This window comes from Peribacillus sp. B2I2, assembly GCF_041261685.1.
Lineage (GTDB): Bacteria > Bacillota > Bacilli > Bacillales > DSM-1321 > Peribacillus.
In genome coordinates this window covers 1,515,156-1,540,438 of record NZ_JBGCCB010000001.1, presented here as the reverse complement: position 1 = coordinate 1,540,438, position 25,283 = coordinate 1,515,156, and the positions used below count along the sequence as shown (strand labels likewise).

At 39.7% G+C, this 25,283-nt stretch carries 27 protein-coding genes; 8 read left to right on the top strand and 19 right to left on the bottom strand.

From position 1 onward, the window contains the following. Positions 1–37 precede the first annotated feature (37 nt). From ABIE66_RS07835 to cyoE, 7 genes are all read right to left on the bottom strand, one after another. Positions 38–499 (bottom strand): DUF420 domain-containing protein, encoded by a 462-nt coding sequence (locus ABIE66_RS07835; RefSeq protein ID WP_370014354.1) that lies wholly within the window; start codon positions 497–499, stop codon positions 38–40. Positions 500–724: 225 nt separating this feature from the next. Next, positions 725–1,627, bottom strand: coding sequence for a cytochrome c oxidase assembly factor CtaG (gene ctaG, locus ABIE66_RS07830; RefSeq protein WP_370014353.1), 903 nt, complete (start codon positions 1,625–1,627; stop codon positions 725–727). Positions 1,628–1,765: 138 nt separating this feature from the next. Continuing rightward, complete coding sequence (gene ctaF / locus ABIE66_RS07825; protein ID WP_289317257.1) at positions 1,766–2,101, bottom strand: cytochrome c oxidase subunit IVB; 336 nt, start codon at positions 2,099–2,101, stop codon at positions 1,766–1,768. A gap of 3 nt (positions 2,102–2,104) precedes the next feature. Then, on the bottom strand, positions 2,105–2,734 hold the full coding sequence (locus tag ABIE66_RS07820; protein ID WP_289317258.1) for a cytochrome (ubi)quinol oxidase subunit III: 630 nt from the start codon (positions 2,732–2,734) through the stop codon (positions 2,105–2,107). Further along, complete coding sequence (ctaD, locus tag ABIE66_RS07815) at positions 2,734–4,605, bottom strand: cytochrome c oxidase subunit I (RefSeq protein ID WP_289324305.1); 1,872 nt, start codon at positions 4,603–4,605, stop codon at positions 2,734–2,736. The genes ABIE66_RS07820 and ctaD overlap by 1 nt, the downstream gene beginning before the upstream one ends. Positions 4,606–4,629: 24 nt before the next feature. After that, positions 4,630–5,712: a cytochrome c oxidase subunit II gene (coxB, locus tag ABIE66_RS07810; protein WP_289324304.1), complete on the bottom strand. Its 1,083-nt coding sequence runs from the start codon at positions 5,710–5,712 to the stop codon at positions 4,630–4,632. 260 nt (positions 5,713–5,972) lie between these two features. Further along, positions 5,973–6,911, bottom strand: a complete 939-nt coding sequence (gene cyoE / locus ABIE66_RS07805; protein WP_289324303.1) for a heme o synthase — start codon at positions 6,909–6,911, stop codon at positions 5,973–5,975. A gap of 607 nt (positions 6,912–7,518) precedes the next feature. Here cyoE and ABIE66_RS07800 point away from each other — a divergent pair. Beyond that, positions 7,519–8,505 (top strand): COX15/CtaA family protein, encoded by a 987-nt coding sequence (locus ABIE66_RS07800; RefSeq protein WP_370014352.1) that lies wholly within the window; start codon positions 7,519–7,521, stop codon positions 8,503–8,505. Between the two features lie 190 nt (positions 8,506–8,695). Here the strand turns inward: ABIE66_RS07800 and pyc are convergent, their stop codons facing one another. Next, the gene (pyc, locus tag ABIE66_RS07795) at positions 8,696–12,133 is read right to left on the bottom strand and encodes a pyruvate carboxylase (RefSeq protein WP_289324301.1); all 3,438 of its coding nucleotides are present in this window, start codon (positions 12,131–12,133) and stop codon (positions 8,696–8,698) included. A 606-nt stretch (positions 12,134–12,739) separates the two neighbouring features. Beyond that, on the bottom strand, positions 12,740–13,021 hold the full coding sequence (locus tag ABIE66_RS07790) for an Fpa/YlaN family protein (protein ID WP_034313996.1): 282 nt from the start codon (positions 13,019–13,021) through the stop codon (positions 12,740–12,742). A gap of 220 nt (positions 13,022–13,241) precedes the next feature. On the opposite strand from ABIE66_RS07790, the gene ABIE66_RS07785 reads away from it, so the two are divergent. Continuing rightward, entirely contained in the window at positions 13,242–13,745 is a 504-nt protein-coding gene (locus ABIE66_RS07785) for a peptidyl-prolyl cis-trans isomerase (protein ID WP_289324300.1), read from the top strand. Positions 13,746–13,801: 56 nt separating this feature from the next. Here the strand turns inward: ABIE66_RS07785 and ABIE66_RS07780 are convergent, their stop codons facing one another. Further along, positions 13,802–15,133 carry a PhoH family protein gene (locus ABIE66_RS07780; protein WP_289324299.1) on the bottom strand — a complete coding sequence of 444 codons (1,332 nt, stop codon included), beginning with the start codon at positions 15,131–15,133 and terminating at the stop codon, positions 13,802–13,804. Between the two features lie 266 nt (positions 15,134–15,399). On the opposite strand from ABIE66_RS07780, the gene ABIE66_RS07775 reads away from it, so the two are divergent. The 3 genes from ABIE66_RS07775 (at position 15,400) to ABIE66_RS07765 (ending at position 16,775) form a co-directional block, all read left to right on the top strand. After that, positions 15,400–15,999 carry a YhcN/YlaJ family sporulation lipoprotein gene (locus tag ABIE66_RS07775; RefSeq protein WP_370014351.1) on the top strand — a complete coding sequence of 200 codons (600 nt, stop codon included), beginning with the start codon at positions 15,400–15,402 and terminating at the stop codon, positions 15,997–15,999. Positions 16,000–16,159: 160 nt separating this feature from the next. Then, positions 16,160–16,360 carry a YlaI family protein gene (locus tag ABIE66_RS07770; RefSeq protein WP_072272690.1) on the top strand — a complete coding sequence of 67 codons (201 nt, stop codon included), beginning with the start codon at positions 16,160–16,162 and terminating at the stop codon, positions 16,358–16,360. Then, entirely contained in the window at positions 16,344–16,775 is a 432-nt protein-coding gene (locus ABIE66_RS07765) for a hypothetical protein (protein ID WP_370014350.1), read from the top strand. Before ABIE66_RS07770 ends, ABIE66_RS07765 begins: the two co-directional genes overlap by 17 nt. Positions 16,776–16,812: 37 nt before the next feature. Here the strand turns inward: ABIE66_RS07765 and ABIE66_RS07760 are convergent, their stop codons facing one another. The 3 genes from ABIE66_RS07760 to typA are packed head-to-tail and all read right to left on the bottom strand — an operon-like array spanning position 16,813 to position 19,280. Further along, complete coding sequence (locus ABIE66_RS07760) at positions 16,813–17,097, bottom strand: hypothetical protein (protein WP_289317268.1); 285 nt, start codon at positions 17,095–17,097, stop codon at positions 16,813–16,815. A gap of 4 nt (positions 17,098–17,101) precedes the next feature. Beyond that, entirely contained in the window at positions 17,102–17,410 is a 309-nt protein-coding gene (locus tag ABIE66_RS07755; protein ID WP_289317269.1) for a YlaH-like family protein, read from the bottom strand. A gap of 22 nt (positions 17,411–17,432) precedes the next feature. After that, positions 17,433–19,280 carry a translational GTPase TypA gene (gene typA / locus ABIE66_RS07750; RefSeq protein ID WP_289324296.1) on the bottom strand — a complete coding sequence of 616 codons (1,848 nt, stop codon included), beginning with the start codon at positions 19,278–19,280 and terminating at the stop codon, positions 17,433–17,435. Positions 19,281–19,404: 124 nt separating this feature from the next. Here typA and ABIE66_RS07745 point away from each other — a divergent pair, with 124 nt between their 5' ends. Then, the gene (locus ABIE66_RS07745) at positions 19,405–19,587 is read left to right on the top strand and encodes a YlaF family protein (RefSeq protein WP_289324295.1); all 183 of its coding nucleotides are present in this window, start codon (positions 19,405–19,407) and stop codon (positions 19,585–19,587) included. 142 nt (positions 19,588–19,729) lie between these two features. On the opposite strand, the gene ABIE66_RS07740 is transcribed toward ABIE66_RS07745, so the two are convergent. Both ABIE66_RS07740 and ABIE66_RS07735 read right to left on the bottom strand, forming a co-directional pair. Beyond that, positions 19,730–20,533: an inositol monophosphatase family protein gene (locus ABIE66_RS07740; protein ID WP_289324294.1), complete on the bottom strand. Its 804-nt coding sequence runs from the start codon at positions 20,531–20,533 to the stop codon at positions 19,730–19,732. A 412-nt stretch (positions 20,534–20,945) separates the two neighbouring features. Further along, entirely contained in the window at positions 20,946–21,143 is a 198-nt protein-coding gene (locus ABIE66_RS07735) for a hypothetical protein (protein ID WP_034314018.1), read from the bottom strand. 200 nt (positions 21,144–21,343) lie between these two features. Between ABIE66_RS07735 and ABIE66_RS07730 the strand changes: the two genes are divergently transcribed. Then, positions 21,344–21,577, top strand: a complete 234-nt coding sequence (locus tag ABIE66_RS07730) for a DUF1054 family protein (RefSeq protein WP_370014349.1) — start codon at positions 21,344–21,346, stop codon at positions 21,575–21,577. A 78-nt stretch (positions 21,578–21,655) separates the two neighbouring features. Further along, positions 21,656–22,273: a YktB family protein gene (locus ABIE66_RS07725; RefSeq protein ID WP_289317273.1), complete on the top strand. Its 618-nt coding sequence runs from the start codon at positions 21,656–21,658 to the stop codon at positions 22,271–22,273. An 18-nt stretch (positions 22,274–22,291) separates the two neighbouring features. Here the strand turns inward: ABIE66_RS07725 and ABIE66_RS07720 are convergent, their stop codons facing one another. Genes ABIE66_RS07720 through ABIE66_RS07705 form a run of 4 tightly spaced genes read right to left on the bottom strand, consistent with a single transcriptional unit; the run spans position 22,292 to position 25,279 of the window. Further along, entirely contained in the window at positions 22,292–22,636 is a 345-nt protein-coding gene (locus ABIE66_RS07720) for a hypothetical protein (RefSeq protein ID WP_370014348.1), read from the bottom strand. 46 nt (positions 22,637–22,682) lie between these two features. After that, positions 22,683–23,462 (bottom strand): tryptophan synthase subunit alpha, encoded by a 780-nt coding sequence (trpA, locus tag ABIE66_RS07715; protein ID WP_289324292.1) that lies wholly within the window; start codon positions 23,460–23,462, stop codon positions 22,683–22,685. After that, the gene (gene trpB, locus ABIE66_RS07710) at positions 23,455–24,660 is read right to left on the bottom strand and encodes a tryptophan synthase subunit beta (RefSeq protein ID WP_289317275.1); all 1,206 of its coding nucleotides are present in this window, start codon (positions 24,658–24,660) and stop codon (positions 23,455–23,457) included. The genes trpA and trpB overlap by 8 nt, the downstream gene beginning before the upstream one ends. A 4-nt stretch (positions 24,661–24,664) precedes the next feature. Beyond that, positions 24,665–25,279 (bottom strand): phosphoribosylanthranilate isomerase, encoded by a 615-nt coding sequence (locus ABIE66_RS07705; RefSeq protein WP_370014347.1) that lies wholly within the window; start codon positions 25,277–25,279, stop codon positions 24,665–24,667. Between the last annotated feature and the right edge of the window lie 4 nt (positions 25,280–25,283).

The window sequence follows — 25,283 nt, the reverse complement described above, 5'->3', positions numbered from 1 at the left end:
CCTGATGCTTTTTTTTGCATCAGGCTTTTTCATTATTTTAAAATCCTAGGATCGCCTTTATTAAAGATGTTGTCTCGCCGCCATGATAAATGACATAAAGCAGGATGTAAACGGCTACTCCAGTTATCCCAGTGAAAAACCAAATGATGCTTGTCACAGGGCCGATTTTTTTATGAATGGCGAATTTGCCTTTAAACCCAGTGGTAAGCATGATGATCCCCAAAACCGCACCAGTTGTGGCAAGTGTTATATGGAAGATCAAAAAAATCGTATAATAAATTTTAATGTCATCGGGTCCGCCAAATGACGTACTCCCAATGAAGACCGTCCGAGAAAGATATATAGTGAAAAAGATTACCGCAAAAACCGCAGCTACCATCATGGTTTTTTTATGGGTCTCGATTTTGCGTTGTTTAATTTGATACCAGCCTATTGCAACAGTGATGGCACTTAATACAATGAAGGCAGTACTTATTGTTGGAAGGATTGGTAAAGACATATGTATTGTAGTCCTCTCTATATTTATTAATCAACTACCATTTTATAAGAGGCACTCATAAAATTCAATAAAATCAAGTTTTATTAACAGAATGCTCACTTTTATGGAATAGCCAAGTCAAATCACTAGCTATTTGGTCGGAAATCCGTTAACCATGAACCTGGCAGCTATCAGGCTATGACATATAAAAGACTTGTCCGCCCCTAGACAAGTCTTTTCGTACAACTATTCTACAGTCTGAAAATCCGAAGGTATCGGGTCGATATCATTTTGCCCGCCATTCTCCTTTTTGAACCAAGCAAAGAAAATGACACCTAATACATAGCCTAATACGATTTCTTGAATCACCTTCATCAAAACCCCACCAAGCTGTTGATCTTCCAGCAATGGCAGCCCATTGAACATTTCTGGACCACTGAGAGTTAAACTCGACAGTGCTGAAGCCGGAACGCAAAGTTCCATGGCACTTGCCCAAGATTCCGCATTGGTAAACGTATCATACATCGGATCATTAGCAAAAATGATTAAAGCACAAGCTGGAGTCATTAAAATGCCACTGCCGAAAATATAAGCTACTTTTTTTACACCTGATAGACTTTCACGTTCAGGCAGTCGATTTACAAGTGGGAACCACATCAATACTGCAGTCGCAAACAAAAGGACCGTGTATCCGGCATGAATCCACATCCCCGTTTTGATAAAGTCGAACACTAACGGAATATGGTACAACGAGAAAAGAACATTAAATAGTAAAAGGGCGACAAGAGGTCTCGTGAAAAATTGAAATAACGCCTTCACTCCCTTTGAATTAATGAACGTTCTCAAAAGCCAATCTGGAATCGCAATGATGAATAAAGGCGGAATCACAAGATAGAGCAATGCCATTTGAAACATGTGGGCACTGAACATGATATGGCTCAGTAAATCCAGCGGCGATCCTTTTACCACATAAAGAAGGATCATGGCTATTAAAAAATAAGTTATCTGTTTAACGGAAAGCGATGAACTGCCCGAAAACTTCTCCCTTTTTTTTGTCACCAGCCAAAAATAGCCAAGGGTTATAAGTACGAGGGCGGCAAAATAATAAGGACTCCATAAGGCGCGAAATCCGAAAATATCAATAGACAAAAAATCACCTCGTTCATGAACTTTTTACTTTCATTATACCTAAAATGAAACATGGTAACAAATATAGATAAACCTGGATTCTTTTTCTAGCACATAAAGAAAACCGGCTATCATTCAATAGCCGATTTTCTTTATGGTTTATAACCAAACGATCGTTGTGAAAACAAGGACAGTTATTAAGCCGACTGCAAGGCCAGAAAATAAAAACAATGCAATGGTACCATGCCCTTTGTGCTTCATATGCATAAAATAATACAATTGGAAAATTACTTGTATAACAGCCAGTAGCAAAATGACTGGTTTAATGAACCAATGTGAAAACCCTTCAATTCCTACTGCAGCAAAAGCAAGCAATGTAAAGAAAATCATAAGCGTAAATGTTATCACTTGATGTTTCATCTCTTCAGCATTCTTCTTGCGGCGATATTTTAAATCGACATTCGGGTTCGCTGAATTTGATTGTTCATTCGCCATCAGTTATCCCACCATTCCCATTAAGTATACGACTGTAAAGATAAACACCCAGACTACGTCAATGAAATGCCAATAAAGACTCGCGACATAAAATTTAGGAGCGTTATATAAATTCAAGCCCCTTCTTGCATTACGAACCATAAGAGATATGATCCAAACCAAACCGAAAGCAACGTGCCCTCCGTGAAAACCAACTAAGGTATAAAATGCGGAGCCGAAGGCACTACTCGTAAATGTATGGTGGAATTCATGAACATAGTGATTAAATTCATAAATCTCGAGACCTAGAAAAGCAAAACCAAGTGCCACCGTAATCACAAGCCAAGCCTGCATTTGTTTAAAGTGGTTATTTTTCATATGATACATTGCATACACACTAGTCAATGAACTGGTCAATAACAGCATGGTTGCTACAAAAGTAAGTGGTAATTCGAATAAATCTTTTGCCAGGGCTGCATCACCATTTGGAACCTTATCCTTCAATGCAAGGTATGTTGCAAATAGTGAGGCGAATAATACCGTCTCTCCACCAAGAAACAACCAGAATCCCAAATACTTATTTTTACCTTCTAAAGTCGCTTTCTCGGGAGAAGCAGGCCAAGTGGCATCCGTGAATCTTTCATCTGATTGCATTATGCCTTACCTCCCTTGTCTTTATCGTCCATAAGGTCTTCTTTATGAATATGGAATCCATGATCGTCTTTGACGGAACGGATAAACATTGAACCAAACGTTATCAAAAGTCCAACAATTATTATAGGCAGGGTCCATGTCTTATCATCCATATTATATAAAGCACCGAATGCGGCTACAAATAAACCGAGAGCAATCGTTAAAGGAAGTATAGATGAATTTGGCATATGGATATCCCCTAGTGGTTCTGCAGGAGTCATTTCCGTTTTCCCTTCCATTTTTTCAACCCAGTAAGGATCTAATCCACGGACAAGCGGAAGTTGTTTGAAATTATAAAACGGCGGTGGTGATGGAATGGCCCATTCCAGCGTACGTCCATCTCCCCATGGATCATTGCCGACTTTTTCATTTTTCACGGATGTAATGATTATATTGATGACCATAACCAAGACCCCAAATGCCATTAAGAAGGCTCCAACTGTACTAATCATATTACCTGTATTGAGTCCTTGATCGTCCAAGAATGTAAATACGCGACGAGGCATCCCCATTAACCCTAAGAAATGTTGAATGAAAAATGTTAAATGGAAACCAATAAGGAACGTCCAAAATGTGATTTGTCCCAATTTTTCACTTAACATAGTTCCAAACATCTTCGGCCAATAGAAATTGATTCCAGCCAGTAAACCTAATACAACCCCACCGACAATTACATAGTGGAAATGGGCAACAACGAAATAACTATCATGGTATTGATAATCAGCAGGTGCTGATGCGAGCATGATACCTGTTACGCCCCCCATGGTAAATGTAGGTATAAAGGCAACTGCATAAAGCATCGGAACCGTGAACTTGACGCTTCCTCCCCACATCGTAAAAATCCAGTTGAATATCTTAATACCTGTTGGTACTGCGATTGCCATGGTAGCCACAGCAAAGATTGCATTTGCGATTGGACCCAGGCCAGTGGTAAACATATGATGGGCCCAAACCATGAAACCCAAGAACCCGATTAAAACGGTTGCAAATACCATCGATGAATAACCAAATAATCTTTTTCTGGAAAATGTAGCGAAAATTTCCGAAAAAATACCGAATGCAGGAAGAATCAGGATATAAACTTCCGGGTGACCGAATATCCAGAATAAATGCTCCCAAATAATCGTATTCCCCCCAGCTGCTACATCAAAGAAATTCGAGCCAAACATCCGATCGAACATCATTAACACCAATCCCACGGTAAGCGGAGGAAAAGCGAATAATATCAATGCGGAAACAACGAAAGTTGACCATGTAAACAGCGGCATACGCATATAAGTCATTCCAGGCGTACGCATATTAATAATCGTTACAAGGAAATTGATCCCTGCAATTAATGTTCCCAAACCTGATATCTGTAGTCCGAGGACGTAAAAATCAATGCCATGGCCTTCGGAGTGAAGGGAAAGTGATGCATATGATGTCCAGCCTGCATCGGGAGCCCCCCCTAAAAACCATGAAAGATTCAAAAAGATTCCTCCAAAGAAAAATAACCAAAAACCTAGCGAGTTCAAAAATGGGAACGCAACATCACGAGCCCCTATCTGTAAGGGTACAACAGCATTCATTACAGCAAATACTAATGGCATGGCGGCCAGAAATATCATTGTCGTACCGTGCATGGTCAAAATTTCATTATAAAATCCGGCACTTACGAAGTCATTATTTGGGATTGCAAGCTGGATACGGATAAACATCGCTTCCAAACCGCCGATTACAAAGAATAACCCGCCAGAGATAAGATATAAAATGGCGATTTTCTTATGGTCTACCGTCGTCAGATAATCCCAAATCGTAGCGCCAAATCCTTTTTTATTAGCGTACGTACTCACGATTTAACCTCCTTAATCAATGTTCTATTTTTCTTCCACCTTAAGCTCTAAAAGATAAGCTGCCAGTGCATTAATATCTGAATCTGAAAGTTCTCCGTAAGTACCGGTCATCGTGTTACCCGGTTTATACTTCTCAGGATCCTTGATCCAATTTTTCACATTTTCTTCCGTATGTTCCAAAACGCCAGCTATTTTTTGACGTTCACCGAATGTAGCCAGATTCGGTGCCTGACGAGCAGCCTCAGGCCTGCTGTCATTTGGTGTCACCGCATGACAACCTATACAACTTTGATTAAAGACATCTTCACCCTGTTTGGCTAGATCACCTTCCACGACAGGTTCTTTCGCCGCTTTCATATCTTTAGTCCAAGCTTCAAAGTCGCTTTTAGACTTCGTTACGACCTTAAAATCCATCAAGGCATGGGAAGGACCGCAAAGTTCAGCACATTTCCCGTAGAATAAGTTGTTCGAATCTTCCGCCTTTTCACTGTCGAATTCTAAGAAAAACTGATTGACCCCTTCTGTATTTGTATCCATCTTTCCACCGGCAGACGGTATCCAGAATGAATGCTTAACATCTGAAGCAGTTAGATTGAAATACACTTTTTGATCGGTCGGCACAACCAAATCCTGACTTGTGACAACGCCAAGGTCCGGATATTCAAACTCCCACCAATAAAGGTTCGCCCTAACATTCACGACAAGTGCATCCTTCGTTTTTCCATCCTTATCTTTCTTATCCATTGCCTTTGTGTCAGCTAAGTCGAAAGTCGTGACGACGGTTGGAACAGCCAGAACAATTAAAAGAAGGATAGGAATAACAGTCCAGATAATTTCGAGTTTATGACTTCCTTCAATTTGTTTCGGTATTGTTTCGTCGCCTTTCTTCCGACGGAAGCGTAGTAAAACTACAACGAACAAAATAATCACAACAATAATAACCAGTACCATGATCAGTGTACTCAATATCAGTAAGTCATACTGAGATTGCGCAACATCGCCAGCTGGCTTCAGCGCGGATAGAAATGGTTCGCCGCAGCCCGAAAGGACAAGTCCTACAATACCCAGCAGAGCAATTAGGCGCCATTTGTGCAGCCTTTTTTTCATAGCTTCAGAAACCCCTCTTTCGTCAAAATTTTCTCACAAAAATAAAAATGGGCGCAATTGCGAATATTCTCTCTATGTCAATTTCTAAAAAGAAAGAATCCCTAATCTAAGGAATTATTAAGATGATTCATGTAACCGCTCTTATGAATGACCCTGTTGAGGAGTTTTCCGTTAATATGTATGAATGGCGGTCAGTGCATTATTTATTTGTAAGCTGGAGCCTGTAAAACGAACAGGCCGCCAGCTTATATTAACCAAAACTAGATGAGTGTGACAATAACCATCGCTACAAATAAAATGGTCATATAATTTAAAGAATATACAAACATGGATGTTGCCCATTTAACATCATCTTTCTTTTTATACCCATTTATTCCTAAAATAAGCCAACCTGTGCTCAATAATGCAGCAAGAATAACCAGCGGAGTTCCTAATGGAGTTAAAAAGAAAGGAACGAACATTAAACAGACGATCCATAACATAATCGATCTTTTTGCAGCCTTGAACCCTTTTACAACCGGAAGCATGGGTACACCCGCTGCACGATATTCTTCGACACGCCTCATTGCAAGTGCATAAAAATGAGGAGGCTGCCATAAGAACATGATCGCGAACAGGACCCAAGCAATCTTATCTAGGCCCGGGTCGACGGCAGCCCACCCGATAAGTGGAGGTACCGCTCCGGATATACTGCCTATAATCGTATTCGAGACAAATCTCCGTTTAAAAACCATGGTATATAAAACAACATAGGCGAAGACGCCAAATGCACCAAGTATGGCCGTTGTCATATTAGTCAACGCAAGTAAAATCAGCCCTGCAGCAATTAAGCCAAAACTTAACGCCAATACCTTTGAAGGCTGTACTTTCCCAGTTACCGTTGGACGATTTTTCGTTCTTTCCATTAAATGATCGATGTCACGATCATAATAATTATTGAAACTGCAAGATCCCGCCATGATGAGCGCCGAACCTGCAAGTGTATAAAACACTACATCAAGATTACTTAAGAAGCTAAGCCCCGAAAAATGAAGGGCTAACCATACGCCGGTAAAAGCTGTAATTATATTTGAATTGACAATCCCCACTTTTATAAGTGCGAGAAAATCCTTCCAAGCTGTTGTTTCCGGTATATCTGATTGAAGGGCGGCTTTACTGTCCTTCATGACAGCTTCTGACAAACCCCTTGTTTCTGACATTTGTTTTCCTCCTTTAAATCATTCAGCACAGACGCAAATGCAGAAAAAATACTTACAAATGCTATAGAACATTATTTCATACTTTTTGATATTTGTAACCAAGGAAGCGTAAACAAAAAGTAAATTATTTACCAATGACCGTGGCCAATGGAATCCATAAAGAGCTATCATTCTTAATATCATGCTTAATAACAGTAAAATTTAGTAAAATCATTTCTTCAATATATTAAAACACATTTTTGGAAGCTTTTGTGAAAATTTTTCGGATATTTTTGACCAATTTGTGTCTCAAAAATTTCACTGCAGTTGTAAGATGGATGTCCATCAAGAACATGAATAGTAAGCTTTTATCATCATCCCCCAGGCTCTATCTCTATTTTGCTCCTACTTGAAGGTTTACACTCCCTTTATTTCTATCAAAGTCTCTTGTAACTTTCAACTATTTCAGGCATTTTAATTAATAGCTATAATATTAACTGAACTTGTAAAATCATTCTATTTTGTGTAATATCGAGGAAGTTCGACAAATATTTATGAAAAATCCTATGCTATTATTAATTTTATGGAACAACCCTAATTTGCTACAGAGAAAAAGGTGGGACTACTAGTGAAATCGTCTCTTAAATGGTTTGCTGTTTTAACTACGATTGTAATGCTTTTCATCTTACTGGGTGGAGCTTTAGTCACGAAGACGGATTCCGGCATGGGATGCGGAAGGTCCTGGCCATTATGCAACGGCCAATTGATTCCGGACAAAATCACGTTTGAATTGGTCATTGAGCTTTCCCATCGACTCGTTTCAGGTGCTGGAGGATTCTTGGTTTTAATTTTATCGTATATGTCTTGGCGAAAAATCGGCCATATCCGTGAAGCACGTTTCTTATCCGTCCTTTCTTTTGGTTTTCTGTTACTACAGGGGTTGATTGGAGCCGCTGCCGTTCTTTGGTCACAATCCGATTTCGTCCTGGCCCTTCATTTTGGGATATCACTCATTTCCTTTGCTTCCGTCTTTTTACTGACACTATTGATTTTTGAAGTCGACAAGAAGTTCGAAGCCGAGAAACTCATAGTTGACAAACGAATGAAATTCCATATTATTGGCGTATTGATTTTTTGTCTGGTAGTCGTATATACGGGTGCTCTTGTAAGGCATACAGAATCCAGTCTAATCTGTAAGGATTGGCCTTTATGTGTAAATGATAGCCTTGCGCTTCCCTCCAACCTTTATGAATGGGTGCAGATGGGGCACCGTGCAATGGCTGGCGCTATTTTCATTTGGGTATCATACGTTGCTTATATTGCAAAAAAATATTACAAGAATCAAAAAGTGTTATATGGCGGTTGGATTGCTGCATTCATTCTCGTTTTTTTACAGGTTATCGCTGGAGCCTTTATAATTTTCTCTAGGCAGAACTTGTATATCGCATTGGCACACGCTTTATTCATTGCCTGCTTTTTTGGTGTACTGAGTTATTTGATGCTACTGACATCAAGAAGTAAAAAAAATGCCCTAGCCAAGCAAAAAGGGAACTCTGCCCACACAGTCAAAGGACAGGATGAACATGATATAACACCAACGATACCCGCCCGTTAATGTCTGATTGTTCAAGCAAATAAGATAATAAGGTAAAACAAAAACCACCATTCTGGAGATGGTGGTTTTTGTTTTACCTTAAGGAGAAAATCAATGACCGTACATCGCCTAAAAGAGGCTACAGGGCAGCTTGAAACCTCAAGCATACCCAACATACCCCAAATCGTTCACAAGGCCACAGTCAGCGATATTACTTAGTTATTTCAATCAATAAATCACCAGTACTGATCGCTTCTCCATCATTTACATAGATGTCTTTAATGGTCCCGGAGAATGGCGCTTGTACGGTAGTTTCCATTTTCATCGCTTCCGTTATGATCAGGTGATCACCCTGTTTGACCTGATCGCCTTTCTCGACGACTACACGAATAACCGTACCTGGCATTGTCGCACCGATTTGTTCTTTATTTTTAGGATCAGCTTTCATTTTTGATATAACGGAAGATTTAATGTTTTCATCCTTGATGATCACTTCACGTGATTGACCATTCAACTCAAAATACACAACCCGTGTTCCATCAGCCAAAGGTTGGCCGATTGAAACTAGTTTAACGATGAGCGTTTTTCCCTTTTCAATTTCAACTTCGATTTCTTCACCTAGCCTCATGCCATATAAGAAAGTCGCGGTATCAAGGTTGGAAACATCTCCAAACAGCTCAATTGTTTTATTGTAATCCAAGAATACTTTTGGATATAGGGCATATGCAAGCACATCGAAATCAGTGACAGGCCGTCCCAATTCCTTGAATAATTCTTCTTTAAGAGCAGCAAAGTCCACTTCTTCCAATAATTCACCCGGTCTTACCGTTATAGGTTTTTTCCCTTTCAGAATAACTTCCTGAAGCTCTTTCGGGAATCCACCAACTGGCTGACCCAGATAGCCTTCGAATAACTCTATGACTGAATCAGGAAAATCGATGGTTTTTCCTTTTGTCAGGACATCTTCTTCAGACAGGTTATTTTGCACCATGAATAAAGCCATGTCCCCAACGACTTTGGATGAAGGCGTCACTTTTACGATATCACCGAACATCGCATTGACGCGCTGGTACATTTCTTTCACTTCATGCCAGCGGTCTCCCAGCCCCACAGCTTTAGCTTGCTGCTGTAGATTACTATATTGACCGCCAGGCATCTCGTGTTTGTAAACTTCGGTATGAGGAGCGTTCATGCCACTTTCGAAGTCATGATAGAATTTCCTGACCTCTCCCCAGTATTCTCCTAAACGCTCTAGTGAATCGACTTCCAATTTAGGTTGTCTGCTTGACCCCTCCAGTGCATAATGAAGTGTTTGTACACTTGGCTGTGAAGTCAGGCCAGCTAAAGACCCAATCGCCGTATCAACGATATCCACACCAGCTTCAATCGCTTTTGAATACATGTAAATCCCATTTCCACTTGTATCATGAGTATGGAGATGGATCGGAAGGGACGTCGTTGCTTTCAGTTCTGACACAAGACGGTAAGCAGCATCCGGTTTCAAGAGGCCAGCCATATCCTTGATCGCTAAAATATGGGCACCGGCATGTTCTAATTCCACCGCCATTTTTTTATAGTATTCGATATTATATTTGCTGCGTGACGGATCATTCAAATCCCCGGTATAACAAATGGCCGCTTCCGCAATTTTCCCGGATTGACGGACTGAATCTATAGCCACTTCCATCCCTTTAACCCAGTTTAAACTATCGAAGATCCGGAAAACATCAATGCCGGCATCCGCTGATTTTTCTACGAATTCACGAATGACATTATCAGGGTAATTTTTATAACCAACTGCATTTGAAGCCCTTAATAGCATTTGTAAAAGGACATTCGGTGCTTTTTTCCTGAAACTTAACAGCCTGTCCCATGGATCTTCTTTCAAGAAACGATAAGCCACATCGAAAGTTGCCCCGCCCCACATTTCCATTGAAAATAAATCAGGAAGGAGTTTTGCTGTAGGTTCAGCGATATCAAGGATATCTTTCGATCTAATTCTCGTCGCAAGTAAAGATTGATGTGCATCACGGAAAGTCGTATCTGTGATCAATACTTCTTTCTGTTCTTTAATCCAATTGACCAGTCCTTCTGCACCTTGCTGTTCAAGTATATTTTTTGTACCCGAGATAAGCGGCAGGCCACCAACATTAGGAATTGGAGCTGGATCGAAAACAGGTTTTTTCTTTTTCTCGACTCCCGGGAAACCATTCACGGTTACATTTCCGATATATGAAAGCATTTTTGTCCCACGGTCTTTTCTGATTGGGAAGCTAAATAATTCCGGTGTTGAATCAATGAATGATGTATCGTATTCCCCATTTATGAAATTCTCATGTTTAACAACATTTTCAAGGAAGGGGATATTTGTTTTAATTCCTCGAATCCTGAATTCCTTAAGGTTACGAACCATTTTAGAAGCTGCCTGCTCAAATGAAAGCGCATGAGTAGAAAGTTTAACGAGAAGGGAATCATAATACGGTGTGATAACCGCACCTTGGAACCCATTCCCAGCGTCCAGACGGACACCAAATCCTCCACCGGAACGGTATACCATCATTTTCCCGGTATCAGGCATGAAATTATTCAATGGGTCCTCAGTCGTCACCCGTGATTGAATCGCATATCCATGCGTCTTAATTCCTGCTTGTTCGGGAATCCCGATCTTTTTGCCATGTAGCTCATGCCCTTCGGCTATCATGATTTGAGATTGAACGATATCAATGCCTGTAATCATTTCAGTAATGGTATGCTCAACCTGCACCCGTGGATTGACTTCAATAAAGTAAAATTCTCCATTTGCCACCAGGAACTCGACCGTTCCAGCATTTACATAATCAATATTTTTCGCCAACTTGACTGCTGCCTCACAAATTCTTTCCCTTAAATCTTCTGAAAGGGAAACGGAAGGTGCCACTTCCACAACTTTTTGATGCCGTCTCTGAACGGAACAGTCACGTTCGTATAGATGGACGATATTCCCATGAGTATCAGCCAATATCTGAACTTCGATATGCTTTGGATTTTGTATGAATCTCTCCACATAGACTTCATCATTGCCAAAAGCCGCTTTAGCTTCTGATTTTGCGCGATCATAAGCCTCTTCAACTTCTTCGGTTTTTCCGACAATTCGCATTCCACGGCCGCCGCCGCCTAAAGATGCTTTTATAATAATTGGAAAACCGTATTTTTCACCAAATTCCCTGACTTCTTCAACACTGGTCACCGGTCCCTCGCTACCAGGGATGACCGGGATATTAGCTAGTTCAGCTTGGGTTCTAGCTTTCACTTTGTCACCAAACATATCTAGGTGTCTGGATTCTGGTCCGATGAAGATGATTCCTTCTTCCTCACAACGTTTCGCAAAATCAATATTTTCAGAAAGGAAACCATAACCGGGATGAATCGCATCGACTCCGCTCATTTTGGCAATCGCTATTATGCCTTCAATATCCAGGTATGCATCAATCGGTTTTTTGCCTTCCCCGACCAAATATGCCTCATCCGCTTTATATCGGTGATAAGAACCATAATCTTCCTTTGAATAGATTGCAACTGTATGAATATCTAATTCCGTGCATGCCCGAAAAATCCGTATCGCTATTTCTCCACGATTTGCCGCAAGTACTTTTTCTATACGTTTCCCCATTGCTACCACCCTAATCAATATGTATTTTTATTGAATATATAGAAAAAAAGCGTGATAGATTCACCACTTTTTATTCATAAGTTTATTTCCCCAGAATAAGGAGACCGACCTGATAAGGCTCTTTTTATTGCTGATGTAATTATTTCGATATATTTTCATGTTTTCGTTTTTTACCTACCATAAATACAAAAAAAAGAATCCTTAACCATTAGCAAAAGAAAATTTAGTTATTATAATATATTATCAAAAAGTAAACAGTTGGATTTAACATACATTTAATATAACCATAATACTAAAATAAACTGAATACAATAAAAAAATAAAAAATTAAGTATATTCCCATGTAAAAACAAGGAATTCGCACTTTTTTCCTCCTAACGAATCCAATGTTAATTCAGCAAGGCATATTTCCCACCAGTCCTTAAAATGCTAGATTTTAAGGGATTTTCCATTGAAAATTCGAAAATGAAAAAACTCCATTGAGCTTCTGCACGTTCAATTAGTATGTCACATTTGAATATAGTATAACACTATTGACAAATGATTTATATAAATAAAAAACTCAAACAATCATCGAGATTTGTTTGAGTTAGTATGTTTTATTTATTATTTTTTTAATGATGCTTCATGCAAAACTGACAATTCCTGTTCAAGGGTTTCCAAAAGGGATTTGCCCTCGGTTTCCTCTACCAAGCCCAAGCGTACGGCAAAATCAATTTCTCGTGATAGGCCGAACATTTGTGTATCAAGTACCTCTTCATATAAAGGACATTGAGGCATAGTGAGATTTTCCATTTGAACTTTTATCAGTTTTAGAATCTTGTCAGCATCTGCTTTTAATAAAGCATAAGCTTTTTCTCGATGATTGACAAGCATATCAGATGCCATGTTAAATCCCCCCGCTCAGAGCGATTAAATCTTATCTTTAAATTCTACCTTTTGTTTTGTGAAAAAGCAAGGACATTGACAAACAATTTGCCCTTGAGATAACACAATCACCTCTCTACTGATTATACCAGCCATTAAAATTGTTCACCTTCTTGAAGATGTGACATTTCAATTATAATTGATTATAATTATTAAAGAGCAACAGAAAGGAATGAGATATTTGGAACCCATCGTATTTATTAACGGAAAAGTGAAATATCCAATTACACTAGATCCTGGAGTATGGATTTTTGATGACCGTAAAGTTGAAATCGATACATATTTCCACGCTGAAAGAGTCCAAGTCAATGAATTAGAAGAATATACGATTGCCGCCTCCAAACATTGGCAAAAAGAAATACAGGAAGGCGCAACCATGCCACCCACATTAAAAACGGAACGAAAGTTCGAGAAGCAAAGATTGCTCGAAGGGACTTTCGGCATTCCTTTTGAACCTTTTTTAAGAAATGCCGAACCTGAAAGCGGGGTAACGGAAGTGATCGTCACAACCGATGATAAGGAACTTACATTCCCGTTGGAAGCGGCACTTGAATTTTTCCTGGGCTTTTCCAAGGATGGAAAGCCGCTTAAAGTATCCGAGGGCGGCCCCATGGAAATTTACTTCGGTGATGCTTCCAACATCAATGATCCGATAAAAAATGTAAGGTCTTTCACTGTTAAATAAGACTTAGTTCATAGAACTTTATAGCAATCGGCAAGGGTCATCCCTTGCCGATTGTATTATAAAAGCGTAGCAGCGAGTTGGGCCAATCCAGATCTTTCCCCTTTTATCAACTTAACATGGCCGGCAATACGCTCGGTCTTGAATTTTTCCACCACATAGGTCAAGCCATTATTATATTCATCTAAATAAGGATGATCTATTTGCTCCGGATCTCCCATTAATACAATTTTGCTCCGCTCCCCGACTCTCGTCAATATGGTCTTAACCTCATGTTTTGTTAAATTTTGCGCTTCATCGATGATGATGAACTGATCTGGGATGCTCCTTCCCCTGATATAGGTCAGGGCTTCCACTTCGATCGAACTCATGCCTGCTAAGATGGCATCCAATTCCCCAGGTTTTTTCGTATTGAACAAAAATTGGAGATTATCAAATATAGGCTGCATCCATGGTCTTAATTTTTCTTCTTTTTCCCCTGGCAGATAACCAATATCTTTACCAACCGGCACAATGGGCCTGGCAACCAGAAGTTTCTTATATTGTGACAAATCTTCAGTTTGCATTAATCCTGTTGCCAAAGCCAATAAAGTCTTACCTGTCCCTGCCTTACCAATAAGTGTCACAAGCTGAATATCCGAACGAAGCAACAAATCAAGTGCCATCGTCTGCTGGACGTTTCTCGGTTTAATTCCCCAAATATGTTCCCCTTCGTACATCAATTTCTTAACGAACCTGCAGTTCTCATCCACAATCCCAATCGCAGAAGCTGAACTGCCCAGCGTGTCCTTCATCAACAGGAATTGATTTGGATAATATGAGTCTTTTGTCAGTTCTTCAAGTCCCAAAAAACTTTTTTCGTAAAACTTATTAAGATTATCAATCGATACAAACACTTCTTTATGCCCAGCGTATATATGATCCATTTCTACGACACGATCATTTAAAAAGTCCTCTGCCTCAAGACCGATTGCATCAGCTTTAACCCTGACGAGTGTATCTTTACTAACCAAAATGACCGTTTTTCCATCTTCCTTCGTCTCTTCTTCCAAAGATAAATTTTTTGCGACTGCCAATATCCTGTTATCGTTCGTTTTCTCCACAAAAATTTCCTGAAGCTTATGAAATGAACGGTGATTAAGTTCAATCCGTAAGCTGCCTCCATTATGAAGCGGAATGCTTTGATGAAGCTTCCCTTTTTCCCGAAAGTTGTCGATCAATTTCGATACTTGCCTGGCATTCCTTCCAATTTCATCCATATACCTTTTCTTCGAATCCAATTCTTCTAATACGACTGCCGGAATGACAACTTCATTATCTTCGAATGAATAAATCGAATACGGATCCTGCAACAGGACATTCGTATCTAAAACATAGATTTTTTTCCCCAATATGACGCCTCCTGCCTGCTCTTTAGGATATGCCTTACCATTTACTACACTCAGCAGTTATGTAGCGGACGAGACTGTTGATAAAATATATGTTCCTTTGCATAAAGATAGAAGAACATTTACAGACTATAAAGAAAACTTCCAGCTAAGAATGCTATACCCAACATGGAGTACACCATGATGCGCTGCATTTTATACTTATATGCATCAGACTTAGTCGGTGTGGACAGGCTGTAACTAATGAAAAACATTAAGGAGGTTGTACATTGCAAAAAATCGTTTTGTCAATCGCTGCTGTTCTATTGATGACAGGTTGCACAATGGATAATAATAATGAAGCGTCTGAAAATAATGGTAAGAACAATATAACGAAAGTCAATAACTCGACCATTAAGGAAGCAGACAGAACTACAGGTCAGCAAACAGCTTCAAGACTCACAGGTTTGGCTAATTCCATTCCGGAGGTTAACGATGCCACCGCAGTCGTACTTGGCAAATACGCCATAGTCGGAATAGATATTGACCAAGATATTGAGCGTTCACAGGTAGGAACAATTAAGTACTCAGTTGGAGAAACTTTAAAACACGATCCTAACGGTGCAAATGCCATCGTCGTCGCTGACCCGGATTTAAATGAACGGATCAGGGAGGTAGCCAAGGATATTAAAGACGGTAAACCTGTAACAGGGATACTGAATGAACTGGCTGACATCACAAGTCGAGTCATTCCTGAGGTACCTGGTGATATTTTAACCCCAACGCCATCAAAGGCCATTGAAAGGGAAAAAAATAAACTTGATGATAAAACGGAAAGAAAAGAACTTGATGAAGAGCAAAATGATCAATCCAATCACTATAAAGAATGAATTTTTAGCAACCCGAAGTGAATCTTCGGGTTTTTCTCTATACCCGCCATGAACCCGATAGTGTTAACGTTCAATTGTTAGTTTCACTTTATCCTCGTTTTACCATAAAAATATTGGTATACTTAAAAGCATATTCAAATTGAAGTGAGGTTCAAATAATATGAAGGTTAAATGTGTAATATGCGATCAAATTGAATCGATCCCCGACGATAGCCCAGAAGCTAAGAAACTTCGCAACCGTCCTATACATACCTATATGTGCAATACATGTAATCAACGCATAGAAGAGCGTACGAACGAACGGATTGCAACCGGAAACTTCCGTCTTTACCGGACAATCAAAAATGAAGATGAATGGTAGAATATTTTATAAAGTTTCCCTGATTGGCCTCACCAATGGAATCATGCTTGGATTGACAATGAAGTGGGTCGAAATGTTTTCTGATAAACAAGTGTACAAGCTTTTATTGAATGTGGATTTCCTTCCTGTAATCAAAGCTGTTTCTTGGAATGAGGCATCGTTGTTCTTTTTCCATCTTCTTTTCTCACTGGCAATTACGTTTAGTTACGTTTATATCCTTTATCCTTTGAAAATTTTCAGGGAATGGAACAAATATACACTTGCCTTTTTCACGATAATTCCTGCCATCATGCTTTACTTTCCATTATCGGCGCTGTCTAAAACAGAAGTTGTCCTTCCTTCTGATTTGACAGCTTTCTTTTTGTGGTCACTATTACACCTTTTTTACGGACTGTTCCTCCCTAAAGCAATATAAAAAGAACCGTGCGGATATCGCACGGTTCTTTTTATCATCACTCGATATTTTTATACTTATCAGGCTCAAGCTGAATTTGGTCTAACATGATATCAATCAATTCAATCGGAAAACGTTGTTTTTTCATTTCATCTCCCATTAGATACTCGACGAAATAAAAAGGTTCTGTTTTTGAAACCGAATCGATGATTACCTGATGATCATCTTTCAACATCTGCATGAAAAACATTTCTGTATCGCGTGCAGCTGTATCATCAGGCCTTGCATCACAGACAACTTTGATTGTCAACCAATTGTATAAAGCATCCTGTAATGATTTCATCATCTTAAGCCTGTTCTTCTTTTCTCGAATTGTGAAGACGGAATCTATAAATTCCAAGAACAAGTGAAGCGATGATTAATGCTTCCCCCATGGGAAGAAACACCGCAAAGAAAGAAAGAAGGGTACATCCAAGTGCCATTACCGCATAAATGACCACATTTTTTAGCAAAGGTAACTTTTTGGCAAAACCTAACTGATAGACAAGGATGCATAATCCAAAGATCGTCAAATATAAATACCACATTCCTGCTTCAGGATTTTCATCCACTCTGTACAATGCTGCAAAAAATGATAATCGCTCTTGGATATCCAATCTTTTCTCCTCCTCTTGCTATTTATTTTTCTTCAACAGCAACTTTTTTTCTTTTAGCTGCTCTTTCACGCTCGTTTTTATCAAGAATTTTTTTACGAAGACGGATTGATTCCGGAGTTACTTCACAGTACTCGTCATCGTTCAAATATTCCAGAGCTTCTTCAAGGGACATAATTCTTGGTTTTTTCATTGAAGAAGTTTGGTCTTTATTAGCTGAACGCATATTTGTCATTTGTTTCGCTTTTACGATATTAACAGTCAAATCGCTATCACGGTTATGTTCTCCGACAATCATACCTTCATAAATATCCGTACCTGGCTCAATGAAAATGACACCGCGGTCTTCTACTTGCATCGTACCATATTGTGTAGTTTTTCCAGATTCCATTGATACAAGTACACCTTGACGTCTTCCACCGACTTGACCTTGGGCCATTGGTTGGTAGCTGTCAAATGAGTGGTTCATGATACCATAACCACGTGTAATTGTTAAGAACTCAGTAGAATAACCAATAAGTCCACGAGCTGGGATCGTGAATAGTAAACGAACTTGACCACTTCCGCTATTAATCATATCTAACAATTCGCCTTTACGAGCTCCCATGGATTCCATGATAGAACCAGTGTGCTCTTCAGGTACATCAATTTGAACACGTTCAACTGGCTCACAACGCACTCCATCAATCAAACGTACGATAACTTCAGGTTTAGAAACTTGCAGTTCATAACCTTCACGTCTCATGTTTTCAATTAAGATAGAAAGGTGAAGCTCTCCACGACCTGAAACAACCCAGACATCTGGAGAATCTGTATTTTCAACTCTTAAGCTAACATCAGTTTGCAATTGGCTTTTCAAACGCTCTTCAATTTTACGAGCTGTTACGAATTTACCTTCACGGCCTGCGAATGGGCTGTTATTTACAAGGAAAGTCATTTGTAATGTTGGCTCATCGATACGTAGAATTGGAAGGGCATCAGGATGTTCAATAGGACAAACTGTTTCACCAACGTTAATATCTTCCATACCAGAAACAGCAATTAAATCACCGGCAACAGCTTCTTGGATTTCAACTTTTTTCAAGCCAATATAACCAAAGATTTTCGTTACACGGAATTGCTTAACCGATCCATCAAGTTTCATTAATGAAACTTGTTGACCTACATGCATTTTCCCACGGAATACACGGCCAACACCAATACGACCTACATAATCATTGTAATCAAGTAAAGCCACTTGGAATTGAAGTGGTTCATCAGTGTTATCAATTGGTGCAGGGATCGTTTCAACGATTGTTTCGAATAATGGGGTCATGTCTTTTTCTTGTTTGGTAGGATCTGAATCCAAGCTTGCTGTACCAGCAATACCTGAAGTAAAGACAACAGGGAATTCTAATTGTTCTTCTTCAGCTCCAAGTTCGATGAATAAGTCAATTACTTCGTCCACAACTTCGTTTGGACGGGCAGAGTCTTTATCAATTTTATTCACGACAACGATTGGCGTGATTTTTTGTTCCAATGCTTTTTTCAACACGAAACGAGTTTGCGGCATACATCCTTCATATGCATCAACAACAAGTAAAACACCATCAACCATTTTCATGATCCGTTCTACTTCACCACCAAAGTCGGCATGACCAGGTGTATCCAATATATTGATTCTTGTATCTTGGTATTGAACTGCTGTATTTTTCGCAAGAATCGTAATTCCGCGTTCTTTTTCAATAGCATTAGAATCCATCGCACGTTCTTCTACATGTTCATTTTCACGAAATGTACCAGATTGCTTAAGCAACTGATCCACTAAAGTTGTTTTACCATGGTCAACGTGGGCAATGATGGCTATATTACGAATATTTTCTCTTAATTTCAAAAAATTCACTCCTAAAAAAGTTTGTGTATAACGTATCACTAGTATTAACTTACATATTATATCACAAACATACTAGAAACAAATACAGAAATTATGTACAATAGATATATTAGGGGTGATATTAATGAATATTAAATGGAATTTCTTAATATTAGCGTTATTGGCAACATCCAGCATTGGCTCCATTGGCATCTTCATTGCTGAAAAAAGCTGGATTGGAATATTGGCTGCAATCGTTGTTCTTTGCGGAGTTATGGGGTTCGGTTTCACTCAAAAGAAGAAATTGCGTGAAGCAGGGAAGTTATAATATAAAAAACTCGCTGACAGACAGCGAGTTTTTTTGTTAATTATTTCAAAGTGAGTATTTTATTCCATTTTCACCAAGACTTCGGTCATGCCATGGACATTTCGAAATTCCCTTTCGGCTTGCCACCGTCTTTAACCAGGTTCTAATGGCTGGAAGTACCTGATAAGTATTTATCGAATATTTCTTTGTGCAGCCCAGGTTTAGAAACGAAGAGTGAGTCACCCTCTAAAAAATCCAATTTGTCACCTTTGATATTACTAACTTCCCCGCCCACTTCCTCAACCAGTAAAACTCCTCCGGCAAAGTCCCAGGGCATGAGTCTCATGGTTATGTATGCATCAATCCTTCCAGCTGCCACGAATGCAAGCTCCAATGCTGCCGATCCATAAGAACGGGTCCCTCTTGCATCCCGGACTAGCGGTGCCAGAAGACTCGGATCAATCCTACGGTTTTCCGTTACCCAGCTTGCATTAATGGAAACGATCGCTTTGCTTACCGATGCCTCTTCAAGAGATGGGAGCCTTTGATCATTCATGAAAGCTCCCTGCCCCTTAATCGCATGATATAATTCATCACTAACGACATCATAAATCATGCCAATTTTTCCGATGCCATCCACATAAACCCCAAGGGAAATTGCGAAATTCCGCTGTTGATGAATGAAATTCAAAGTTCCATCAATCGGATCAATGATCCATACCGTTCCTTTTAGGTCTTTAATATCATTGCCCATTCCCTCTTCCCCAAAAATCCGGTGTTCTGGAAAGACTTCGCCGATTTTTTCACAAAAAAACTTTTCTATCCCCTTATCCATATTAGTAACCAAATCATTGGGATTCGTTTTCATTTCAATATTCAACTTGGTTGTAAAGGACGCCCTTAGCCTCGTACCCGCCTCTTTCATCCATAACTTCGCATATGTATCCATTTCCTTAACCGATGCCATTATAATATCCCCGTCCTTTATGATCAGAAACTACATTAAAATGATCCTCTTCTAAAGATTAAAGCAAATATAGCTTACCTTCAAGTTTTTCACATCTTAATTTTTCCATTTTTTTAAACGTATCAGTAATGAAGGTTTAATTCATAATACGATTTCCCGATCATGGGTAAGCCGGCACGAATCCCTTCAAATTACCTTTACTTGAACGGTTCCTTTCCTTATTAAAGGAATCCGACTCAACGATGCTTGATAATAAAATTCCGCCTCATATATATTGGGGAATTTAATGAAAAACGGACACATATTTTTTATTAAAATAAGTGTCCGTTCATCTATAATAAAATTCCTTGTATTGAAATTGATTCATTTCTTTTATTCAATCTCCTTCAAGATCTCTGCAGCCAATCATTTTTTACAAGGCTTTCAGTTTCAACAATTCCAACCGGATGCGTTCAAGCCTTTGCTTGCATTGTGACCTCTTTTGGTCATTCTCTTCACCAATTGCTTCAAAAAGGGTTGCTAATTCATAGTCCATTTCCATTCTTAACACTGCAGCTCTATGTCTTTCAACTTCTTTAGCTTTTAATGCTTGGTTCATGACTTGTTTCATAATTAACATTCTCCCTTCATCAATTAACGTAATTTTCTGAATTTATTTTATTTTATCATATGACTTCCTACCACAAATAGCAACTAATTTGTGCTTTAACCCATAAGGAATTTTTTCAGGACCAATCCAAATCGTATTTTTTAAATTTTACTTTTACTTATGCTACAATATGTGCAGATATTACGGTAGGAGAGATGAAAATGAATATTGCAGGTTTTACAGCTGATGATTTTGGTGTCTTTAAAATTGATGGATTGGAACCCCGAATGGATGCTTTAAAAGAACGTATCCAGCCCAAACTTCAAGCTCTTGGAGAACATTTTTCCCCACAACTGTCAGTGATGACGGGCGATGAAATGCACCCTCACGTCGAAAAGCATGCTAGACGGACAGTTAACCCTCCTAATGATACATGGGTTGTCCGCAAAATCTAACTCAATAGTTCGTCCTTGCTTGATTTTTATTTACCCCTACCTAAAATAATATAAACTTGAAGAAGGAGTTTTTATGTAATGCAATTTGAAGGATTCACAAAGAACGATTTTGACACATTTAATATAGAAGGTCTTGACGGAAGAATGAAGGCAATTCAAGAACGGATTCAACCGAAGTTCCAATCGATCGGGCAAACGTTGACGGACGACCTTTCCTTGAATCTTGGGAACGAAATGTTTTTGCATATTGCAAGACACGCCCGAAGAAGTGTGAACGCCCCGAAAGATACATGGCTTGCGATAGCGGCGAATAAACGTGGATACAAACAACACCCGCATTTTCAGATTGGATTATTTGACGATCATGTATTCATATGGCTTGCGTTCATTTACGAATTGCCGAACAAAGAGCAAATCGCAAAGAATTTCTTGAAGAATATGAAGGAAATCAAAACGACCGTTCCGAATGATTTCGTTGTTTCGCTTGATCATATGAAGAAGGACGCAATATCAATGAAGGAAATTGACTTGAAAGAATCGCTTGAACGTTTTCGGGACGTCAAGAAAGCTGAATTCCTTCTTGGACGACACATTCCCGCAAACGACCCTATCTTGACGGACGGAAACGCATTCTTGAACGTTGCCAAAGAAACGTTTGAAACTCTTATTCCATTATATAAATTATCGTATAAATAAAAAAAAGCGTTCCGCCCGCTATTGTTGAACGGGTTCGGACGCTTTTTCATATGCCTTTTTATTTATCCACGAATTGAAATCTTCAACCGCTTCTTCACTTGGTTCATTGCTTCTTACCGTGACCGTCAATTTGCCAACCTTAAACATCTTGTTTCGTATGAGTTCATTTTTCATTTCGAATTCCGCCTTTTCGATTGATACCGAAGTTGTGGTTTCAAAACGGTTTATTGTGACAGTCGGAAAGAAACTTTTTGAATTCGCACTGGAATGCGTCAAGTTCGTTGGATAATCGTGCTTGAAGGTTATGACGTTTTTTCTCTTTCGGCCATTTGATCCGTATTCGGATTGAATTATCGGATGCACAATAAACTGGTTAGAAAAAGGAGAGCCTTGAAGGCTCTCCTTTCCTTTATTTTCGCACCAATCCTTTGCTAGCTTGTATCAAGTCACTAATTTGTTCTTCTTTACCAGTTTCAAAGCATTCGATGATTTTACTGCCGACAATGACTCCATCGCAGTATTGCATCGCATCACGAACATGTTCTGGCGTCGATATGCCGAACCCAGCAAGAACGGGAACGGGACTTAGCTCTTTCACCTTCTTTAAATAGCCCCCGAGCTCTTCCCCAAAAGCATCACGGGCACCTGTAATGCCTTTGACTGTAACTGCGTAGATAAAGCCCTCTGCCCCTGCGGTGATCTCAGTGATACGGTCTTTCGAAGACGTGAGTGTCACAAGTCGGATAAGCATGATCCCTGCAGTTTTGATAGATGAAAAGATGGCTTCTTCCTCAATCGGTAGATCGGGGATGATGCACCCGGAAATGCCTGCTTGAAGACAATCATCCGTAAACTCTTTAAGTCCATATGCAAGGATTGAATTCGAATATCCCATTAAAATAATTGGAATGTTAACATCATCTTGGATTTCCTTAACTTTTTTCAGGACATCTTTTAAAGTTGTTCCATTCTCCAAAGAACGGATGCCCGCCTGTTGGATAACCGGTCCATCAGCGACAGGGTCAGAGAATGGTATACCTAATTCAACAGCAGTTGCCCCACTTTCTTCAAGGAAAAGAAGCTGAGTCTTTAACCGTTCAAGACCGCCATCACCTGCCATAATATAAGGAATGAATGCTTTTTCCCGCTTTGTTAGACACTCTTCAAGCGCTTTTGTTAATTTATTCATGTTCATTACCCCCTATTAATGATTGGACCGTTTCTACATCCTTATCACCACGGCCAGACAGGCAAATCACCAGTCCTGTTCCTTTCTCCATTTCTTTAGCAAGTTTTAAACCGAAGGAAATGGCATGTGAACTTTCCAAAGCAGGGATGATCCCTTCCTCCCTTGAAAGCAACACAAGGGCTTTCAATGCTTCATCATCGGTAACGGAAGTATATTCCACCCTGTTGATATCTTTTAGGTAACTATGTTCAGGTCCTACCCCTGGATAATCCAACCCTGCTGAAATTGAATGTGCCTCCTGGATCTGACCGTCTTCGTTCTGCAATACATACATGAATGCACCGTGGAGCACCCCAGGTTTTCCCTTCGTCAAACTTGAAGCATGTAATGGTGTTTCCAGTCCATGACCTGCCGCTTCCACTCCATATAATTTTACGGATTCATCCTCAATGAAGGGATAGAACATCCCCATTGCATTACTGCCACCACCTATGCATGCGACTACTGCATCCGGAAGGGAATGAACCGTCTCCGAATACTGACGCTTCGTTTCATTCCCTATCACGCTTTGAAAATCACGTACAATAACGGGGAATGGATGAGGTCCAAGAACAGATCCCATTATATAATGGGTGTCATCCACATTTGCTACCCAATATCGTAATGCCTCATTCACTGCATCCTTCAGTGTCCCGCTTCCCTGTGATACAGATATGACCTTGGCTCCCAAAAGTTCCATCCGGAACACATTCAATTTCTGTCTCCTGATATCTTCTTCTCCCATAAAGATGATGCATTCCAACTTCAGCAAAGCACATACAGTTGCCGTTGCAACCCCATGCTGTCCTGCACCCGTTTCGGCAATCACTTTTTTCTTGCCCATTTTCCGAGTCAGCAAAGCCTGACCGATCGTATTATTTATTTTGTGGGCTCCAGTATGATTCAAGTCCTCACGCTTCAGATAAATATCTGCACCACCTGCTAGTCTCGTTAAGTTCTCAGCAAAATAAAGAGGTGTTTCCCGCCCGATATATTGTTTCAGGTAATAGCTTAACTGCTTTTGAAATTCAGGATCTTTTTTAGATTGTTCATATACTTCTTCAAGCTCTGTAATAGCCGCCATTAAAGTTTCCGGAACGAAACGGCCTCCATATGCTCCAAAATGTCCAGTTTTATCAGGCTGTGTATAAGTATTCATCTATTCATTCCTCTTTTCCGGCTGTATATTTTGCCTCATTGATAAATGCTTTTATTTTTACAACATCTTTTAATCCGTTTGTTTCAACGCCACTGGCTACGTCAACTGCGAATGGTGAAACGGCACTAATCGCTTTTCCGACATTTTCCGGAGTCAACCCACCCGCTAGAATCACCTTCCCCCATGGCAAGTCCGCTTTTCGGATCATTTCCCAATCCAAAGTTAGTCCCTTACCGGAAGAACCCTTAGGAAGATCCACTAATAGATAATCTGCCGGGTATTCATGAAGGTTTTCAAGGTCTTTCTCTGACTGGATGGCAAAGGCCTTGATCACCGGCAGGGGCATTCTGCGGGCGAAGCTGGCAGACTCGTTACCATGAAGCTGAATATAATCCAATCCTGCAATTTCAGCACTTTTTATCACTTCTTGTTCAGTTTGATTGGCAAACACTCCGACTTTTTTAACATGTCCGGGTAGATTCGCCCCAAACTCACCTACTATATCCGGCTCGACTTTTCTGCTACTCTCGGCAAAAATGAAACCAATAAAGTCTGCCCCGGATTCAACAGCAGTCCGAGCAGCTGCCAAAGTCTTTATCCCGCAGATTTTCACTAACATATTA

Coding starts and splice junctions, on each gene's coding strand:
- ABIE66_RS07835 (WP_370014354.1), bottom strand. CDS start 499: ATGTCTTTACCAATCCTTCCAACAATAAGTACTGCCTTCATTGTATTA.
- ctaF (WP_289317257.1), bottom strand. CDS start 2,101: ATGGCGAATGAACAATCAAATTCAGCGAACCCGAATGTCGATTTAAAA.
- ABIE66_RS07820 (WP_289317258.1), bottom strand. CDS start 2,734: ATGCAATCAGATGAAAGATTCACGGATGCCACTTGGCCTGCTTCTCCC.
- coxB (WP_289324304.1), bottom strand. CDS start 5,712: ATGAAAAAAAGGCTGCACAAATGGCGCCTAATTGCTCTGCTGGGTATT.
- cyoE (WP_289324303.1), bottom strand. CDS start 6,911: ATGTCAGAAACAAGGGGTTTGTCAGAAGCTGTCATGAAGGACAGTAAA.
- pyc (WP_289324301.1), bottom strand. CDS start 12,133: ATGGGGAAACGTATAGAAAAAGTACTTGCGGCAAATCGTGGAGAAATA.
- ABIE66_RS07790 (WP_034313996.1), bottom strand. CDS start 13,021: ATGGCATCTGATATGCTTGTCAATCATCGAGAAAAAGCTTATGCTTTA.
- ABIE66_RS07770 (WP_072272690.1), top strand. CDS start 16,160: ATGAAGGTTAAATGTGTAATATGCGATCAAATTGAATCGATCCCCGAC.
- ABIE66_RS07765 (WP_370014350.1), top strand. CDS start 16,344: ATGAAGATGAATGGTAGAATATTTTATAAAGTTTCCCTGATTGGCCTC.
- ABIE66_RS07760 (WP_289317268.1), bottom strand. CDS start 17,097: ATGAAATCATTACAGGATGCTTTATACAATTGGTTGACAATCAAAGTT.
- ABIE66_RS07745 (WP_289324295.1), top strand. CDS start 19,405: ATGAATATTAAATGGAATTTCTTAATATTAGCGTTATTGGCAACATCC.
- ABIE66_RS07740 (WP_289324294.1), bottom strand. CDS start 20,533: ATGGCATCGGTTAAGGAAATGGATACATATGCGAAGTTATGGATGAAA.
- ABIE66_RS07735 (WP_034314018.1), bottom strand. CDS start 21,143: ATGAAACAAGTCATGAACCAAGCATTAAAAGCTAAAGAAGTTGAAAGA.
- ABIE66_RS07730 (WP_370014349.1), top strand. CDS start 21,344: ATGAATATTGCAGGTTTTACAGCTGATGATTTTGGTGTCTTTAAAATT.
- ABIE66_RS07725 (WP_289317273.1), top strand. CDS start 21,656: ATGCAATTTGAAGGATTCACAAAGAACGATTTTGACACATTTAATATA.
- trpA (WP_289324292.1), bottom strand. CDS start 23,462: ATGAATAAATTAACAAAAGCGCTTGAAGAGTGTCTAACAAAGCGGGAA.
- trpB (WP_289317275.1), bottom strand. CDS start 24,660: ATGAATACTTATACACAGCCTGATAAAACTGGACATTTTGGAGCATAT.
- ABIE66_RS07705 (WP_370014347.1), bottom strand. CDS start 25,279: ATGTTAGTGAAAATCTGCGGGATAAAGACTTTGGCAGCTGCTCGGACT.